We start from the raw sequence: 15796 nt of genomic DNA on the forward strand, positions 1-15796 counted from the left end.
GCCGGGGTGCGCCGAGGTTGATACCTGCGGTTTTCTTGATCCGGCGCATGGCGCTGCGGCGGGTGCGTGGCTAGACTGGTTGCAGGTCGGGTGCCGCGCCACGTCGCGCGGCCTCCGGGCCGTCATGCCAACCACCAGGAGATCCGCCATGTTCAAGAAAATCCTCGTTCCCACCGACGGTTCCGCGCTTGCGCAAAGCGCGGCCACCACCGCAGCCCAACTGGCCAAAAGCCAGGGTGCTGAAGTGATCGGTGTCTATGTGATCGACCCCTTTCCCTACATCGGCATGGGCGAAGCCTCGGCGGCCGGGCTTCAGTCCTACCTGACCGAGTCCCGCAACCTCGCGGGGCAGGCGCTGGAGGCGCTGGGCAAGGTCTGCGCCGCCGAAGGCGTGCCTTTTGCCGGCGACACCATCGAGCGCAACGTGGTCTACGAAGGCGTGATCGAAACCGCCCAGGCCGAGGGTTGCGACCTGATCGTGATGGCTTCGCACGGCCGCCAGGGCGTGAAAGCGCTGATCCTGGGCAGCGTGGCGCAGAAGGTGCTGACCCACGCCAAGGTGCCGGTGCTGATCGTCAAGGGCTGAATCGGAACACCCCCGCCGCGCTGCGCTCGACCCCTCGAGAGGGCGATGCGAGTGGCCCGGTGAAGTCGGTTCCACCGCACCTGGGTGGGGGCGTTTCGCGCCATGGAAACCGACCGGCCCTGGCGTTCAGCGCCGGAAACGCCCCGACTCGTCGATGATGGACAGGTCGACGAACTCCAGGCCGGTGTGGTCGTTCGGGCCGTAGCCCAGCTCCAGCCCGCCGAGGTCCAGTTTCTTCAAACCTTCCAGGGCGTCGCGCAGCTTGGCCCGCGTCGGGTTGGCGCCCGCGCGTTGCAGCCCGGCCACCAGCACCTTGGCGGCCGCATAGCCTTCGAGCATCGCCGGGCTCAGGCCCTCCAGGCCCTTGGCCTTGGCGAGGTCGCCCGCCTCCTTCACGATGGCCGCGGCCAGCGAACGCTCGTTGGGGAACACCTGGGTGACGATGGTGCCGGTCGCGTTGGCGCCCAGCGACTTCACGAAGCCGCCCGAGGCGTTGTTGGAGTTGGTGATGATCTGCGCCCGCGAACCGGCCTTGCGGATCGCCGCGATGCCGTCCGCGACGGCCGCGCCCGACCCGATGAACAGCACGGCCTGGGCGCCCGAGCTGGCGACCAGCGGGGCGAGGCGGCTGTAGTCGGGTTTGGCCCGGTCGAACTTCTCGATGAAAAGCGGCGTCTTGCCGACGGTGGCAAAACCCTTCTGGGCACCTTCAAGCAGGTCGGCGCCGAAGCTGTCGTCCACGTGCACCACGCCGATGCGTTCGATGCCGATCAGGCTCAGGTGCTGCACCGCGCGCTCCGACTCGCGCTGGTAGGGCGCGCGCACGTTGAACAGCCAGGGGTTCGCGGGCTTGTGCAGCGCCATGGCGCCGGTCGACGGCGCCACCAGCGGCACCTTGAATTCATCGAGCAGGGGCAGGATGGCCTGGGTGTGCGGCGTGCCCCGGTTGAGGAAGAGGCTGAGCACCTGCCGGTCGTTGATCAGGGTGCGGGCGTTCTCGGCGGCGAGTTTCGGGTCGAACTTGTCGTCCAGGGACTCCAGCTCGATCTTCTGCCCGTTGATGCCACCTTTGGCGTTGACCGCGTCGAAGTACAGCTTCGCGCCATCGGTCGTCTCCTTGACCCCGGCGGCCACGGCCCCGCTGAAGCCGGCGGTCTGGCCGATGCGCAGCTGCGCCCAGGTGGGGGTGGCCAGTACCGAGAGCAATGCGGCCACCGCGAGGGTGGCCCGGCCCAGGCGAACGGGGGGCGATGTCTTTTTCATGTCTTTGTCTCCTTCGAAGCGCACAGTCTATGGGCCGCGCGCCGCTGGGGGATTGTGGAAATGACGTAACGGCTCCGCGGCCCGATGGCTGGCGCTCCTAGAATGTTTGCCTCCCCACCGGAAGCCCCTTCATGTCTGATGCGCACCCGCTCCTGAACCCCTCTTCCACGCCCGAACCGGCCGACACCGTGCCGGCCACCACAGAAACCGGGCTGATCCGCATCCGGGGCGCGCGCCAGCACAACCTGAAGAACATCGACCTCGACATCCGCACCGGCGAGCTCACGGTGGTCACCGGGCCGAGCGGTTCGGGCAAATCCAGCCTGGTGTTCGACACCCTGTTCGCCGAGGGCCAGCGCCGCTACGTGGAGACCTTCAGCGCCTACGCGCGCCAGTTCCTCGACCGCATGGACAAGCCGGCGGTGGACCGGGTGGACGGCGTGCCGCCCGCCATCGCCATCGACCAGACCAACCCGGTGCGCAGCTCGCGCTCGACGGTGGGCACGATGACCGAGCTGAACGACCACCTCAAGCTCTTGTTCGCGCGCGGCGCCGACCTGTTCGACCGCGAGACGGCGGTGCCGGTGCGGCACGACTCACCGGAGTCGATCTACGCCGAGCTGCAGCAGCGCTGTGCGGCGCTGGGCGATCCCCGCCTGGTCGTGACCTTCCCCGTGGAGCTGCCGGCCAGCACCACGCCCGACGAGATCGAACAATGGCTTTCCGCCAGCGGCTACACGCGCGTGCAGGCCGAGCGCATCGTGCAGCGCGCGGCACCGGCCCCCGACGCCAAGGCAGCGAAAACCACCAAGGCCAAAACAGCCAAGGGCGCCGTGGCCAGCGAAGCGGTGAAGGTGCTCGACGTGGTGGCCGACCGCTTCCGCATCGGCACGGCCGAGCAGGTGCGGGTGATGGAGGCCATCGAGGCCGGCCTCAAGCGCGGCAGCGGCAAGCTGATGGTCTATGTGCTGGGCGAGGAAGGGGCAGGACGCCCCGACGCCGGGCCGCCCCAAGGCGGGGCCGTCCCCTTGGGGGGCAGCGAACCACGCGCAGCGGGGAGCGTGGGGGTGAATGGTTCCGTCATCTGGCGGTTTTCAACGGGTCTGCATTGCCCCGAGAGCGACATCCGCTACACCGACCCCACACCGTCGATGTTCTCGTTCAACTCGGCCGTGGGTGCCTGCGAGGCCTGCCGGGGTTTTGGCCGCGTGATCGGGGTGGACCATGGGCTCGTGATCCCGAACGACAAGCTCACGCTGCGCAACGGCGCGATCAAGGTGTTCCAGACCCCGGCCTGGAAAGAGGCCCAGGACGACCTGATGCGCCACGCCGAGACCGCCGGCATCCCGCGCGACACGCCCTGGAACAAGCTCACGCCCGAGCAGCAGCACTGGGTGAAGGCGGGTTCGCCGAACTGGAACGGCAAGTGGAACCAGCACTGGTTCGGCATCGCGCGCTTCTTCGAGTACCTGGAGAGCAAGGCCTACAAGATGCACATCCGCGTGCTCTTGTCCAAGTACCGCAGCTACACCGAATGCCCGAGCTGCGGCGGCGCGCGCCTGAAGACCGACAGCCTGTTGTGGCGCATCGGCACGAAACAGCAGGCCGATGCGGTGCTGCCGCCCGGGAAGCGGTACCTGCCCAAGGGTGTGGCATGGTCGCGTGAGCAGCTGGAGGCGCTGCCCGGCCTGTGTCTGCACGACCTGATGCAGCTGCCGCTGGACCGGCTGCGGGTGTTTTTCGCGGACCTGGCTTTGTCCGCTTCGCGCGAGATCGGCCTCCCTGCCGATGCAGCGAGCGCCAAAACCGACCTCCAACCCAGCGAAGCCCACGCCAAAGGCTCCGGCGAGCAGCAGGCCGTCAAGCTGCTGTTCGAAGAAATCAACACCCGCATCCGTTACCTGTGTGAGGTCGGCATTGGCTACCTCACGCTGGACCGCCAGAGCCGCACGCTCAGCGGCGGCGAGGTGCAGCGCATCAACCTCACCACGGCGCTGGGCACCTCGCTGGTGAACACGCTGTTCGTGCTCGACGAGCCCAGCATCGGCCTGCACCCGCGCGACATGGCGCGCATCAACGACGCCATGCTGCGCCTGCGCGACGCCGGCAACACGCTGGTGGTGGTCGAGCACGACCCGGCCGTGATGCTCGCGGCCGACCGCCTGATCGACATGGGCCCCGGCCCGGGCGAGCGCGGCGGGCAGATCGTGTTCGACGGCACGCCCGAGGCGATCCGCAGCGCCGACACGCTCACCGGCGCCTACCTCGGCTCGCGCAAGACCATCGGCATGGGCTTCAAGCGCATGGTGACCGACAGCACGCCGCGCCTCATCCTGGAGGGCGCGCGCGAACACAACCTGCAGGGCGTCTCGGTCGAGTTCCCGCTGCAGCGCCTGGTGGTGGTCACCGGCGTGTCGGGTTCGGGCAAATCGAGCCTGATCCAGGACGTGCTCGCGCCCGCGCTGCTGCGCCACTTCGGCAAGTCCACCGACTCGCCCGGCGCACACGACCGCCTGCTCGGCGCCGACTTCCTGAGCGAGGTGGTGTTCGTGGACCAGTCGCCCATCGGCAAGACCGCGCGCTCCAACCCGGTGAGCTACGTCGGTGCCTGGGACGCCGTGCGCGCCCTGTTCGCCGACGCGCCACTCTCGCGCCAGCGCAGCTACACCGCGAGCAAGTTCAGCTTCAACAGCGGCGACGGGCGTTGCCCCACCTGCGGCGGCTCGGGCTTCGAGCACGTGGAGATGCAGTTCCTGAGCGACGTGTACCTGCGCTGCCCCGACTGCGATGGCAAGCGCTACCGGCCCGAGATCCTGGAGGTGCGCATCGAGCGCGGCGGGCGCTGGTTCAACGTGGCCGACGTGCTGGACCTCACCGTGAGCGAAGCGGCGACGCTGTTCGCGGCCGACCGCGAAGTCATCCGCGCGCTGCAGCCCATCGTGGACGTGGGCCTCGAATACGTGAAGCTGGGCCAGCCCGTGCCCACGCTCTCGGGTGGCGAGGCGCAGCGCCTGAAGCTCGCGGGCTTCCTGGCCGAAGCCGCCAAGACGGCGAGCGCCAGCCGCCAGCCGATCTCGCGCAAGGGCACGCTGTTCCTGTTCGACGAACCCACCACCGGCCTGCACTTCGACGACATCGCCAAGCTCATGCGCTCGCTGCGCAAGCTGCTCGACGCCGGCCATTCGCTGATCGTGATCGAACACAACCTCGACGTGATCCGCGCCGCCGACTGGCTGATCGACCTTGGCCCCGAGGGCGGTGCGGGCGGTGGCCTGGTGGTGGCCGAGGGCCCGCCCGAAGACGTGCGGCAACACGCCAGCAGTCACACCGCCAAGGCCCTGCGCGACTACGCCGAGTCCATGGGCGAGGTGCATGCGGTGCACGAAGGGCGCCTGGTCGACTACCTGAAGCAGCCGCAGCGACAGCGCGCCTCGGCCGCGCGCACCGCGGGCCACAGCAACGCGATCCGCATCGTCAACGCCAAGGAACACAACCTCAAGAACCTGAGCGTGGACATCCCGCGCGGTCAGTTCAACGTGATCTCCGGCGTGAGCGGTTCCGGCAAGTCCACGCTGGCCTTCGACATCCTGTTCAACGAGGGTCAGCGGCGTTACCTCGAATCGCTCAACGCGTATGCGCGCAGCATCGTGCAGCCCGCGGGCCGGCCCGAGGTGGACGCGGTCTACGGCATCCCGCCCACGGTGGCGATCGAGCAGCGGCTCTCGCGCGGCGGGCGCAAGAGCACGGTGGGCACCACCACCGAGGTCTGGCATTTCCTGCGCCTGCTCTATGTGAAGCTGGGCACGCAGCACTGCGTGCACGACGGCGCGGCCGTGATGCCGCAGAGTGCCGACAGCATCGCCGCCGCCATCCTCCAGCGCTACGCCGGCCAGCACATCGGCCTGCTCGCTCCGCTGGTGGTCAACCGCAAGGGCGTCTACACCGAGCTGGCCGACTGGGCGCGCCCGCGCGGCTACACCCACCTGCGGGTGGACGGCGAGTTCCTGCCCACCACCGGCTTCCCGCGCATCGACCGCTTCAAGGAACACACCATCGAACTGCCGGTGGCCGACGGCGTGGTGGACCCGGCCAACGAGGCCTGGTTGCGCAGCCAGCTCACCAAGGCGCTGGAGATCGGCAAGGGGCAGGTGCACGTGCTGCACCAGATGCAGGGCCTGGCGCAGGCCATGGCCGAAGGCATGTCCACCGTGGGCCTCGGCAAGCTGGAGGTCTTCTCCACCAACCGCGCCTGCCCGGTCTGCGCCACCAGCTACCCCGAGCTGGACCCGCGCCTGTTTTCGTACAACAGCAAACACGGCTGGTGCCCCGACTGCGTGGGCACGGGTCTGGCGCTCTCGCGCGAGCAGCGCAAGGCGCTCGACGACTCGGTGCGCGACGACAACGAACGTGGCCGTGAACAGAGCTTCGCCGAACCCGAGGTGGAAGACCTGGCCGACCAGCCGTGTCCGGCTTGCGAGGGCACGCGCCTGAATGCGCAGGCGCGGGCGGTGAAGTTCGGCGCGAACGCCACAACCGGTCAGGCCGGGCGGGTCATCACCGACGTGGCACGACTCTCGGTGAACGAGGTGCGCAGCTGGGTGCAGGGCTTGCTGAAAACGGCCGTGCTGACGAGCCGAGAAGCCGACATCGCGCGCGACCTGCTGCCCGAGATCGAAAGCCGCCTGGCCTTCCTCGAAGAGGTGGGCCTGAACTACCTCACGCTCGATCGTGGCGCGCCCACGCTCAGCGGCGGCGAGGCGCAGCGCATCCGCCTGGCCGCACAACTCGGCAGCAACCTGCAGGGCGTGTGTTACGTGCTGGATGAGCCGACCATCGGCCTGCACGCGCGCGACAACGCCATCCTGCTCAACGCCCTGCACAAGCTCGGCGAGATGGGCAACACGCTGGTGGTGGTGGAGCACGACGAAGACACCATCCGCCGCGCCGACCACATTATCGACATCGGGCCCAGCGCGGGCAAACGCGGTGGGCGTGTGGTGGCGCAGGGGTCGGTGGCCGACCTGTCGGCGAATGAAGAGTCTGTCACCGGGCGCTACCTGCTGCACGCGATGAAACACCCGCTGCAGGCGCGGCGCGGCGTCGACCCCGCGGCACCGGCGCTCGAAGTCCGTGGCGCCCGGATGCACAACCTGCAGAACCTCGACGTTGCCGTTCCCCTGCAGCGCCTGGTCGTGGTCACCGGTGTCAGCGGCTCCGGCAAGTCCACCTTCGCGCGCGACGTGCTGCTCACGAACGCGGCGGCGGCCGTGTCCCAGCGCAGCACCTTCGCCGGTCGCCAGGCCTGGGACAACGACGGCGTGCGCCCGGCCTGGGTGGGCTGCGACAAGCTGCTCGGTTCCGAGGTGGTGGACCGGGTGCTCGAAGTCGATCAGACGCCCATTGGCAAAACGCCGCGCAGCTGCCCGGCCACCTACATCGGTTTCTGGGACACGGTGCGCAAGCTCTTCGCCGACACGCTCGAAGCCAAGGCGCGCGGCTACGGCCCGGGCCGCTTCAGCTTCAACACCGGCGAAGGCCGCTGCCCGGGCTGCGAAGGCCAGGGCATGCGCACCATCGAGATGAGCTTCCTGCCCGACGTGAAAGTGCCCTGCGAGGTCTGCCACGGCGCGCGCTTCAACCCCGAGACCCTGGCCGTGACCTGGAAGGGCAAGAGCATCGGCGACGTGCTGCAGATGGAGGTGGACGAGGCGGTGAACTTCTTCGCCTCCATGCCCAACATCAGCCACCCGCTGCAGCTGCTGAAAGACGTGGGCCTGGGTTACCTCACACTGGGCCAGCCATCACCGACGCTGAGCGGCGGCGAAGCGCAGCGCATCAAGCTCGTGACCGAACTCAGCAAGGTGCGCGACGACGTCACGCGCCGCGGGCAGAAGGCGCCGCACACTTTGTATGTGCTCGACGAACCCACGGTGGGCCTGCACATGGCCGACGTGGAAAAGCTGATCCGCGTGCTGCACCGGCTGGTGGACGGCGGCCACAGCGTGATCGTGATCGAACACGACCTGGACGTGATGGCCGAAGCCGACTGGATCATCGACCTCGGCCCCGAGGGCGGCTCGGGTGGCGGACGCATCGTGGCGGCGACCACGCCGGAAGCCGTGGTGCGGCTGGGCACGCACACGGGCAAGGTGCTGGGCCCTGTGCTGGCTCGCTGAATCCCTTTGACCGGATGCCCCCTTTGAGGCGCGCGCTCAGGGGCACCCGGCACCGAGGCCATGTCGGTCAGCGCCGGCCGGTCGCCGAAGCGGCCCCAGTCGCGGCGCGGGCCCAGGCTGCCATCGGCCCGGATGTCGAAGGCCGAGATGCGGTTGCCCATGGTCTCGCCCACGATCAGGGTCTGGCCGTCGGGCGTGATCATGCTGCCGTTGGGGAAGCAGGGCCCGGTGGCGGCTTCGTGCACCGAACCGTCGGGATTCACCCGCGCCAGGGTCGCGGTGTGCGGCGTGCCGCCGCCCATCAGGTCGAAACCGAAGTGGCCGACCTAGGCGCGGCCTTGGGCATCGACCACCATGTCGTTGGCGTGGCCGCCAGCAGCGCCCATCACCAGCGTGACGCATCGCTGCGCGGCGCGACGGCCCTGCGGTAACCTGTACCGATGGCACACCAGGTCATCCACATCCACCCGGCCGCGCCACACCAGCCGGCAGAGGGCGCGCCCTGCAACGGCTGCGGCGTGTGCTGCCTCGCCGAGCCCTGTCCGCTCGGGCGGGTGATCTCGCGCAAGCGGGTGGGTGCTTGTGGCGCACTGCGCTGGGACGATGCACAAAAGCGCTATCGCTGCGGGGCAATCAGCGATGCCGCCGGCGTGCTTGGCCCGCGCTGGGCATGGACAGCGCCGCTGCTGCGCCGGCTGGCTCGGCGCTGGATCGCGGCGGGCATCGGCTGCGACGCCTCGCTGGAATCGATGCGACCTTGATCTAGGTCAAATGAAGCGGTGCCGACCGTACTCAAGTTGGCGTCAATGGCGTCGTTAAACCCTGTGGGTGGCAGGCTTTTTTTGCACCTGCCTTTGTTCCCTCAACCTGAGCCCCACATGGCACTCCCTTCCAATACCCATGCTTGCTGGTCGCGCGCGGCCAGCGGTGGTCTGGCACGCATCCAGACCTCCAACCTGGCCATGCAACTGCTGGTCAAACGCATCGAGCGCAGCACCGATCCCGTGAGCCAGAAGGCCAGCGAGATCCAGGCCTTCTTCACCAAATGGGAGCGCATCCTGGCCTCCGAAGTCGATCAACTCAACCGCATCTGAGGCACCGCATGAAACAACAATTGATGAGCATTGCCGCCGCGTCCGAGCTGATCCGCAGCGGCGCCTTTCTGTCTCTGGCCGGCCCCGAGGGCGCACTGGATGCGCTGCCGAAGGGCAACTGGGTCGCTGGCACCATTCCGTACTTCATGGACACCGCCGGTGGTGTGGTCTCCACCGAGGGTCAGGTGTTTGTGACGCCGCTGCCCACGCAAGCCCAGGTGACGCTGGCCCACTACGCGGCCGACCAGCTCAAGGGCATCGTCGGCAACGGTCCCGACAACGGTTTTACGATGGCCATCGTGCCCGCCGGCAGCGCCGCCCACACCAAGTTTGCCGAAGAGGCCGCCAACGACGCCGACGCCTTCCTCAAGCCCACCGTGGGCTGGGTGGCCGGCATCCACCTGTCCGATCTGGGCAAGGTCACCCCCAAGGTCTACCTGGGCACCACGGGCCAGAAGTTCGAAGACGGCGTGGTCGCGGCCCATGTGGCGCTGCCCGAAAGCCAGCTCGCGTCCATCGAGATCGTCAACATCTTCGAGCCCGGCGACGGTGACACCCTGCGCTTCACCGAAACCTCGTTCGAAATCGGCGACTGCCTGGTCAACGGCGAAAAGACCTCGCTGGCCGCCTATGTGCGAGCCCAGGGCCTGGGCGACGGCAAGCTGCCGCTGGTGGGTGATTTCGGTGGCGCGCACCTGAACGCGTCCATCCAGTCGGTGGATGCCGCCGGTGGCAAGGTGGTGCTGTACGCCCCGGTGTTCACCGGTGTGGACTACCACTTCGCCAAACCCGTGGCCGACTACGGCGCGAGCTTCCGCGAGCGCCTGACCGGCTACCGCACCGAAGGCGTGAGCTTCTCGTGCAACTGCATCCTGAACTTCCTGTTCGGTGAGCTCGAAGGCCAGAAGATCGGCGACCTGCCCGGCCCGGTGACCTTTGGCGAGATCGGCTACCAGCTGCTCAACCAGACGCTGGTGGTGTTGCGCATCGAGTGATGGGCGCAACAACAACGGGCCAGTCTCCGCTGAACTGGTAACGGGTACCGCGTGACAAAAAAGGCACCCGAAGGTGCCTTTTTGCTGGGTTTCCGAACCGGTCGGGCGGTGACAATGCCGCTCACCATGCTGATCTGGCCCCTTCCCGCCCTGCTGACCTGGGCGCTCGCCTGGGGCGTGTTTCTGGGTTTGCGCGCGAGCGGGCTGGGCGCCGTGGCGGCCTTCGTGCTGGCGCTGCTGGCCTCGGGCCTGCCGGCCTGGACCGGGCGCACGCCGTGGCGCCGCGTGTTCATGCTGGGCGGTTTCCCGCTGTCGCTGCTCGCCAGTGGCGCGGCGGGCAGCCTGCCGGGCTGGGTCTGGCTGCTGCCGCTGGCGCTGCTGCTCGCGCTGTACCCGCTCAACACCTGGCGCGATGCGCCGCTGTTCCCCACGCCCGCCTCGGCGCTGAAAGGCCTGGCCCTGAAGGCGCCGCTGCCCGACGGCGCGCAGGTGGTGGACGCGGGCTGCGGCCTGGGCGCCGGCCTGAAGGCCTTGCACGGCGAGTACCCGCGAGCCCAGCTTCACGGCCTGGAGTGGAGCTGGCCGCTCACGCTGCTGTGTGCGCTGCGCTGCCGCTTTGCGCGGGTACGCCGGGCCGACATCTGGGCCGCCGACTGGTCGGGGTATGACCTGGTGTACCTGTTCCAGCGGCCCGAGAGCATGGCCCGGGCGATGGACAAGGCGGCGGCCGAACTGACACCGGGTGCCTGGCTGGCGAGCCTGGAGTTCGAGGCCGTGGGCTGGCGGCCAAAGGCCCGGCTGGCGTCGGTGGCCGGCAAGCCGGTCTGGCTCTACCAGGCGCCGTTCCAGCGGCGCTGAAGTGAGTTCCCCCCCCCCCCCGCAGCGCTTCGCGCTACCCCCAAGGGGCTGAGGGCCGCGGCTCCAAGCCTGCCTGCGCAGGCTTGGACAGCCCGAAGAAGCCTCACCTCTGGTGAGACTGCGGCCTGCAAGGCGCCCTGGCTGTCCGTCCTGAGCTTGTTGGGCGGCCGGCGGTGCCCTGGGTGGCCCCGCTTCAGGCGCAGGGGGGGCGCTCCGGCGGCCTGGAAAACCGATACGGATTCAGCGCCAGACCGACCAGGCCAGCGCCAGCGCCAGCACCAGCAGCCCCATTCCCCACAGCAGCAGGCGGGTGCGGACCCGCAACACCTCCACCGCGCCCACCAGCCGGGCATTCTGCTCGGCGAGTTCGGCCAGGGTCTGTGTGAGCTGGTCCTGCGCCTGGGCCTGGCTGTCGATCTGTTGCTGCGCCGCGAGCAGGCGCTGGTGCAGCGCTGCCGCGCTGGGTGGTTCGACCGAGGGCATGGGGATCACGCTGTCGCCGGCCGCGGGCACGCTCTTGGGCGCACGCTGGCGCTCCATCAGCTTGCGCGCGGCGTTCAGCACCTTGGGCGCGTGTTCGATCACGTCGCCCCAGGGAATCACCTTGAGCGCAACGAGCCAGGGAATGGCCATGGGGGAGTCCTTTGTGGGTGGAAAAACAGCCGCGGAGGGAGCGGGCCAGCAGCTTAACCCGCATGCCGTGTGCGTCCGAGTTTGCGCAGCGTCAACCCTTGGAGCGCTTGGGTGGCATAGCATGCTCAACTGCGCATATATAGATAAATGGAATCATCATGGACTGGACGACCGGGATCGAACGCTGGGGCGAACCCACGGTGCTCGCGCTGTGCGGGCTGGCGGTGGGGCTGGGTTTTGGTTTTTTTGCACAGCGCTCGCGCTTTTGCCTGCGCGCGGCAGTGGTGGAGTTCTGGCACGGCAAGTTCGGCGAGAAGCTGGCCGTCTGGCTGCTGGCGTTTGCCACGGCCGTGGTGGTGGTGCAGCTGTTCGTGGTGAGCGGGACGCTGGACGTGAGCACCGCGCGCCAGCTCGCGACCCGGGGCAGCCTCTCGGGCGCGCTGGTGGGCGGGCTGATCTTCGGCGTGGGCATGGTCATGACCCGGGGCTGCGCCAGCCGCCTGCTGGTGCTGTCGGCCAACGGCAACCTGCGGGCGTTGCTCTCGGGGCTGGTCTTTGCCGTGACGGCGCAGGCGTCGCTCGGCGGCGCGCTCGCGCCGCTCAGGGAGGCCATCGCCGGCTGGTGGGTCGTCGATGGCGGGCCGTCTCGCAGCCTGCTGGCCTTGGCGGGTGTGGGGCCGATGGACGGGCTGGCCTTCGGCGCGCTGTGGCTGGTGGTGGCCGGCTTTTTCGCTTATTACAGCGGCTGGGGTTTCTGGAAATGGGCCGGTGGCGTGGGCACGGGTCTGATGGTGGCGCTGGCCTGGGCCGGCACCTACCAGGTGATGAGCCACTCCTTCGAGCCGGTGCAGATCCAGGGTCTCACCTTCAGCGGTCCCTCGGCGGAGTGGCTGATGCGCGTGCTGGCCGAGCCCGGTGAACCCTGGACCTTTGGTCTGGGCCTGATGCCCGGGGTGTTCGTCGGCTCGCTGATCGGTGCGCTGGTCGGTGGCGACTGGAAGCTCGAAGGCTTCGGTGGCGGCTACACCATGCCGCGCTACATCGTGGGCGCCATCTTCATGGGCTTCGGCTCGATGCTGGCCGGCGGCTGCGCGGTCGGCGCGGGCATGACGGGCGGTGCCATCTTCGCCGTGACCGCCTGGCTCACGCTGGGCGGCATGTGGGTGGGCGGCGGCCTGGCCGACCGGCTGTTCGACAGGGCGCACACGCCCGCGCCGGCCCCCGCCGTGCCCTGATCAACCCGCCCGGTGGGCCCGGCGCAGCAGCCACCAGCCCGGCCCGGCCACCGCCAGCAGCAGCGCGGGAAAGCCCAGCACCGGCGCCCAGTCCAGCATGGCCGCGCCCAGGGCTGGCGCGAGCACACCACCCAGCGTGTACGACAGCACCAGCACGGCGGTGCTGTTGACCAGGGTGATGCCTTCCTCGCGCGAGCCGATGTCGATCATGGCCAGCGTGTACAGGCAGCCGCCCGCGCCGCCCCACAGAAACGCCACCGGGGCGGCCAGCCAGGGTGTCTGCGCCACGAACGGGATCACCAGCGTGGCCAGTAGCGTGATGGCGGCGCAGCCGTGCAGCAGCCGAAGCCGCACCGCGTGGGCGTCGCCGAAACGCCGTGCCGCGCTCATCCGATCGGCCAGCAGGCCAGCGGGCAGCATCATCAGCGCGCTGCCCAGACCGCTGGCCGAGACCAGCAGCGTCGCCGCCGTGACCCCCAGGCCCAGGCTCAGGCCGTACAGCGGCAGGATGGACGTGAGCCCGCTCTCGAAAAAGCCGCCGACAAAGCCCACCGTCATGATCAGCGGGTGGGCGCGCAAGGCGAGCCACACGCCGTGCAGGCCCACGCGCGCGCTGTGCGCGTCGGCGGCCGCGGGCAGCGGCGGGATCAGCAGGCTCCAGAGCAGCCCGATGGCCAGGCTGCCCAGCACCAGCCACAGCGCCAGCGGGTTCTGCGGGCCCACCCACGCGAGCAGGGCGGGGCCGATCACGAAGGTGGTGCCCACCATGGTCTCGAACAGGCCGACCATGCGCCCGCGTTGCTGCGGCGGCGCGAACTCGGCGACCACCGCCTCGGCCAGCACCCAGCGCAGGCCCGAGGCCGCGCCAGCGATGAAGTCGAGCACGAACCACGCGGGCAGCCAGTCGGTGAACAGAAAGCCCGTGGTGCTCACCACCGGCACGGCGGCCGCCAGCCAGAGCGTGGGCCGCCGCCCCAGCCGCTGGGTGATGGCCGAGGCAAACGGCGTGATGACGAACACGCCCACCCAGCCGCTGGCCGCGAACAGCCCGGCCAGGGTGGTGGACACGTCGGCGCCCTTGAGCCGCAACAACAGCAGCGGCAGCAGCATGAAATAGCCCACCAGCTCGAAGAAGGTGGAGCCGAAGATGGCCCAGAGGCCGAGCCGGGCATGGGGCGGTGGCGCCGCGGGCAGGGCCGTGCCGCTGTGGCCGGGTGGCAGCGGGTGCGCGCTCATGGGCCCGTTTTCGCTGAGAGCAGGGCCTGCGCCAGCTCGGCAAAACCGGCGCCGCGCGAATGGGGCGTCACATACCGCGGCCGGTGCGCGAGCCGGTCCCAGAAGCGCGCCACGTTGGCCACGCCCACGCTGTGCGGGCAGTGGCCGAACATGGTGGCGTCGTTGGTCGAGTCGCCCACATAGACCCAGCGCTGAAGCTCGGCGTCGAGGTCTCGGCCGAGCCGCTCGCGCACGATCCAGCGCGCACCGGCCAGCTTGTCGTGGCCGCCGATCCAGCCGTTGATGTGGATCGAGCTCACGGTCGCGTTCAGCCCGCCGTCGTGCATCAGCCGCACGACCTGCGCGATGCTGGCGTCGTCCAGCTGCGCGAACTCGCTGTGGTCGATGGCGATGTCGGTTTCGCGGCCGGGGCTGTCCTGCGACAGCCGGGTCTGCGGCAGCGCGCTCAGGATGTGCTGCGCCACCGCTTGCAGCTGGGCTGCGTTGGCGCGCCGCGTGGCCTCGTCCTGCAGCCAGGCCTTGCACAGCTGGCCGTCCGCCCCGCGCCACAAGGCCACGGCGCCGTTCTCCGCCACGATGGCGTTCACCGGCCAGGCCAGTGCGAAGGCCTCGCTCCAGCCCGCCGGGCGCCCGGTGATGGCGAACACCGGCAGGCCGGCCGCGCGCAGGTGGTGCAGCGCGGCCAGCGCGTCGGGCGTGATGGCGCCTTCGGTGGTGAGCGTGTCGTCGATGTCGGTGAGCACCCCGTGGATGCCGGCGCGCTCGGCCTGCGGCCAGTCGGCCAGTGACGGGGAAAGGGGGAAGTGGGGCATAAAGGGGGAGCAGTTTCGCAGATGTCAAAAAACCGGGGCTGCGGTAGAATCCGCCGATCCGAGGAGCGTTGCAGCGCACCCCTGACCACCGGTCAGCGCGGGGCGTGAGGCTCGGAAATCCATGCAACGACGCTCATCCACTGACGTGTGATGGGCTTTTTTTTGCCTGTTCATGCCAGTGGTTCTTGCCAACCTCATCTGGAGTTTCCATGAACGCTCGCATCCCGACCGCCGTCAACACCGACTGCGCCATCACCGACATCAGCCTGGCCGCCTGGGGCCGCAAAGAAATCCGCATCGCCGAGACCGAAATGCCCGGCCTGATGGCGATCCGTGAAGAGTTCGCCAAGGCGCAGCCGCTCAAGGGCGCGCGCGTCACCGGCTCGCTGCACATGACCATCCAGACGGCCGTGCTGATCGAAACCCTGCAGGCCCTGGGTGCCCAGGTGCGCTGGGCCTCGTGCAACATCTTCTCCACGCAGGACCACGCCGCCGCCGCCATCGCCGCCAGCGGCACGCCGGTGTTCGCCATCAAGGGCGAGAGCCTGGCCGACTACTGGGACTACACGCACCGCATCTTTGAGTTCGGCGCCGCCGGCACCGAAGGCGAAGGCCCGAACATGATCCTGGACGACGGCGGCGACGCCACCATGCTGATGCACCTGGGCAAACAGGCCGAGAAGGACCAGAGCGTGCTGGCCAACCCCACGAGCGAAGAAGAACAGATCGTCTTCGCCGCCATCAAGGCCAAGCTGGCCGTGGACCCGACCTGGTACAGCCGCAAGGGCGCGCAGATCATCGGTGTGACCGAAGAGACCACCACCGGCGTGCACCGCCTGAAGGAAATGAGCGTCAAGGGCTCGCTGATGTTCCGCGCCATCAACGTGAACGACTCGGTGACCAAGAGC

13 protein-coding genes, 1 pseudogene and 1 riboswitch are annotated in these 15796 nt (G+C 69.1%); of the genes and pseudogenes, 9 read left to right on the forward strand and 5 right to left on the reverse strand.

The genetic code is table 11. From position 1 onward, the window contains the following. The first annotated feature begins 148 nt into the window (after positions 1 to 148). Positions 149 to 586: a universal stress protein gene (locus IV088_RS13020; RefSeq protein ID WP_291102568.1), complete on the forward strand. Its 438-nt coding sequence runs from the start codon at positions 149 to 151 to the stop codon at positions 584 to 586. A 126-nt stretch (positions 587 to 712) separates the two neighbouring features. On the opposite strand, the gene IV088_RS13025 is transcribed toward IV088_RS13020, so the two are convergent. Beyond that, a complete protein-coding gene (locus IV088_RS13025) occupies positions 713 to 1849 on the reverse strand; it encodes an ABC transporter substrate-binding protein (RefSeq protein WP_291102570.1) in 1137 nt (378 codons plus the stop codon). Between the two features lie 131 nt (positions 1850 to 1980). Between IV088_RS13025 and uvrA the strand changes: the two genes are divergently transcribed. Then, positions 1981 to 8025: an excinuclease ABC subunit UvrA gene (uvrA, locus tag IV088_RS13030; RefSeq protein WP_291102572.1), complete on the forward strand. Its 6045-nt coding sequence runs from the start codon at positions 1981 to 1983 to the stop codon at positions 8023 to 8025. Between the two features lie 131 nt (positions 8026 to 8156). Here uvrA and IV088_RS13035 read toward each other — a convergent pair. Then, positions 8157 to 8327: pseudogene (locus IV088_RS13035) on the reverse strand (SMP-30/gluconolactonase/LRE family protein); the annotation flags it as partial. Between IV088_RS13035 and IV088_RS13040 the strand changes: the two are divergent. The 5 genes from IV088_RS13040 (at position 8265) to IV088_RS13060 (ending at position 10972) form a co-directional block, all read left to right on the forward strand. Next, entirely contained in the window at positions 8265 to 8456 is a 192-nt protein-coding gene (locus tag IV088_RS13040; protein ID WP_291102594.1) for a hypothetical protein, read from the forward strand. The pseudogene IV088_RS13035 and the gene IV088_RS13040 sit on opposite strands and share 63 nt — an antisense overlap. Positions 8457 to 8465: 9 nt before the next feature. Continuing rightward, complete coding sequence (locus tag IV088_RS13045) at positions 8466 to 8786, forward strand: hypothetical protein (protein WP_291102574.1); 321 nt, start codon at positions 8466 to 8468, stop codon at positions 8784 to 8786. Positions 8787 to 8903: 117 nt separating this feature from the next. Then, positions 8904 to 9119 carry a hypothetical protein gene (locus IV088_RS13050; RefSeq protein WP_291102576.1) on the forward strand — a complete coding sequence of 72 codons (216 nt, stop codon included), beginning with the start codon at positions 8904 to 8906 and terminating at the stop codon, positions 9117 to 9119. An 8-nt stretch (positions 9120 to 9127) separates the two neighbouring features. Beyond that, the gene (locus tag IV088_RS13055; protein ID WP_291102578.1) at positions 9128 to 10114 is read left to right on the forward strand and encodes a hypothetical protein; all 987 of its coding nucleotides are present in this window, start codon (positions 9128 to 9130) and stop codon (positions 10112 to 10114) included. A 126-nt stretch (positions 10115 to 10240) separates the two neighbouring features. Further along, entirely contained in the window at positions 10241 to 10972 is a 732-nt protein-coding gene (locus IV088_RS13060) for a class I SAM-dependent methyltransferase (RefSeq protein ID WP_291102581.1), read from the forward strand. Between the two features lie 240 nt (positions 10973 to 11212). On the opposite strand, the gene IV088_RS13065 is transcribed toward IV088_RS13060, so the two are convergent. Then, on the reverse strand, positions 11213 to 11605 hold the full coding sequence (locus IV088_RS13065) for a hypothetical protein (protein WP_291102583.1): 393 nt from the start codon (positions 11603 to 11605) through the stop codon (positions 11213 to 11215). A 158-nt stretch (positions 11606 to 11763) separates the two neighbouring features. Here IV088_RS13065 and IV088_RS13070 point away from each other — a divergent pair, with 158 nt between their 5' ends. Continuing rightward, the gene (locus tag IV088_RS13070) at positions 11764 to 12840 is read left to right on the forward strand and encodes a YeeE/YedE family protein (RefSeq protein ID WP_291102585.1); all 1077 of its coding nucleotides are present in this window, start codon (positions 11764 to 11766) and stop codon (positions 12838 to 12840) included. Here IV088_RS13070 and IV088_RS13075 read toward each other — a convergent pair whose 3' ends face one another. Together IV088_RS13075 and IV088_RS13080 are read right to left on the reverse strand one after the other, a co-directional pair. After that, entirely contained in the window at positions 12841 to 14076 is a 1236-nt protein-coding gene (locus tag IV088_RS13075) for an MFS transporter (protein ID WP_291102587.1), read from the reverse strand. Next, on the reverse strand, positions 14073 to 14888 hold the full coding sequence (locus IV088_RS13080; protein ID WP_291102589.1) for an HAD family hydrolase: 816 nt from the start codon (positions 14886 to 14888) through the stop codon (positions 14073 to 14075). Before IV088_RS13080 ends, IV088_RS13075 begins: the two co-directional genes overlap by 4 nt. 54 nt (positions 14889 to 14942) lie before the next feature. Then, positions 14943 to 15030: riboswitch (S-adenosyl-L-homocysteine riboswitch) on the forward strand. Positions 15031 to 15097: 67 nt separating this feature from the next. Between IV088_RS13080 and IV088_RS13085 the strand changes: the two genes are divergently transcribed. Next, the coding region (locus tag IV088_RS13085; RefSeq protein WP_291102592.1) for an adenosylhomocysteinase at positions 15098 to 15796 on the forward strand (699 nt) is incomplete at its 3' end.

This window comes from Hydrogenophaga sp. (assembly GCF_018780075.1).
In the GTDB taxonomy this organism is placed as follows: Bacteria; Pseudomonadota; Gammaproteobacteria; order Burkholderiales; family Burkholderiaceae_C; genus Hydrogenophaga.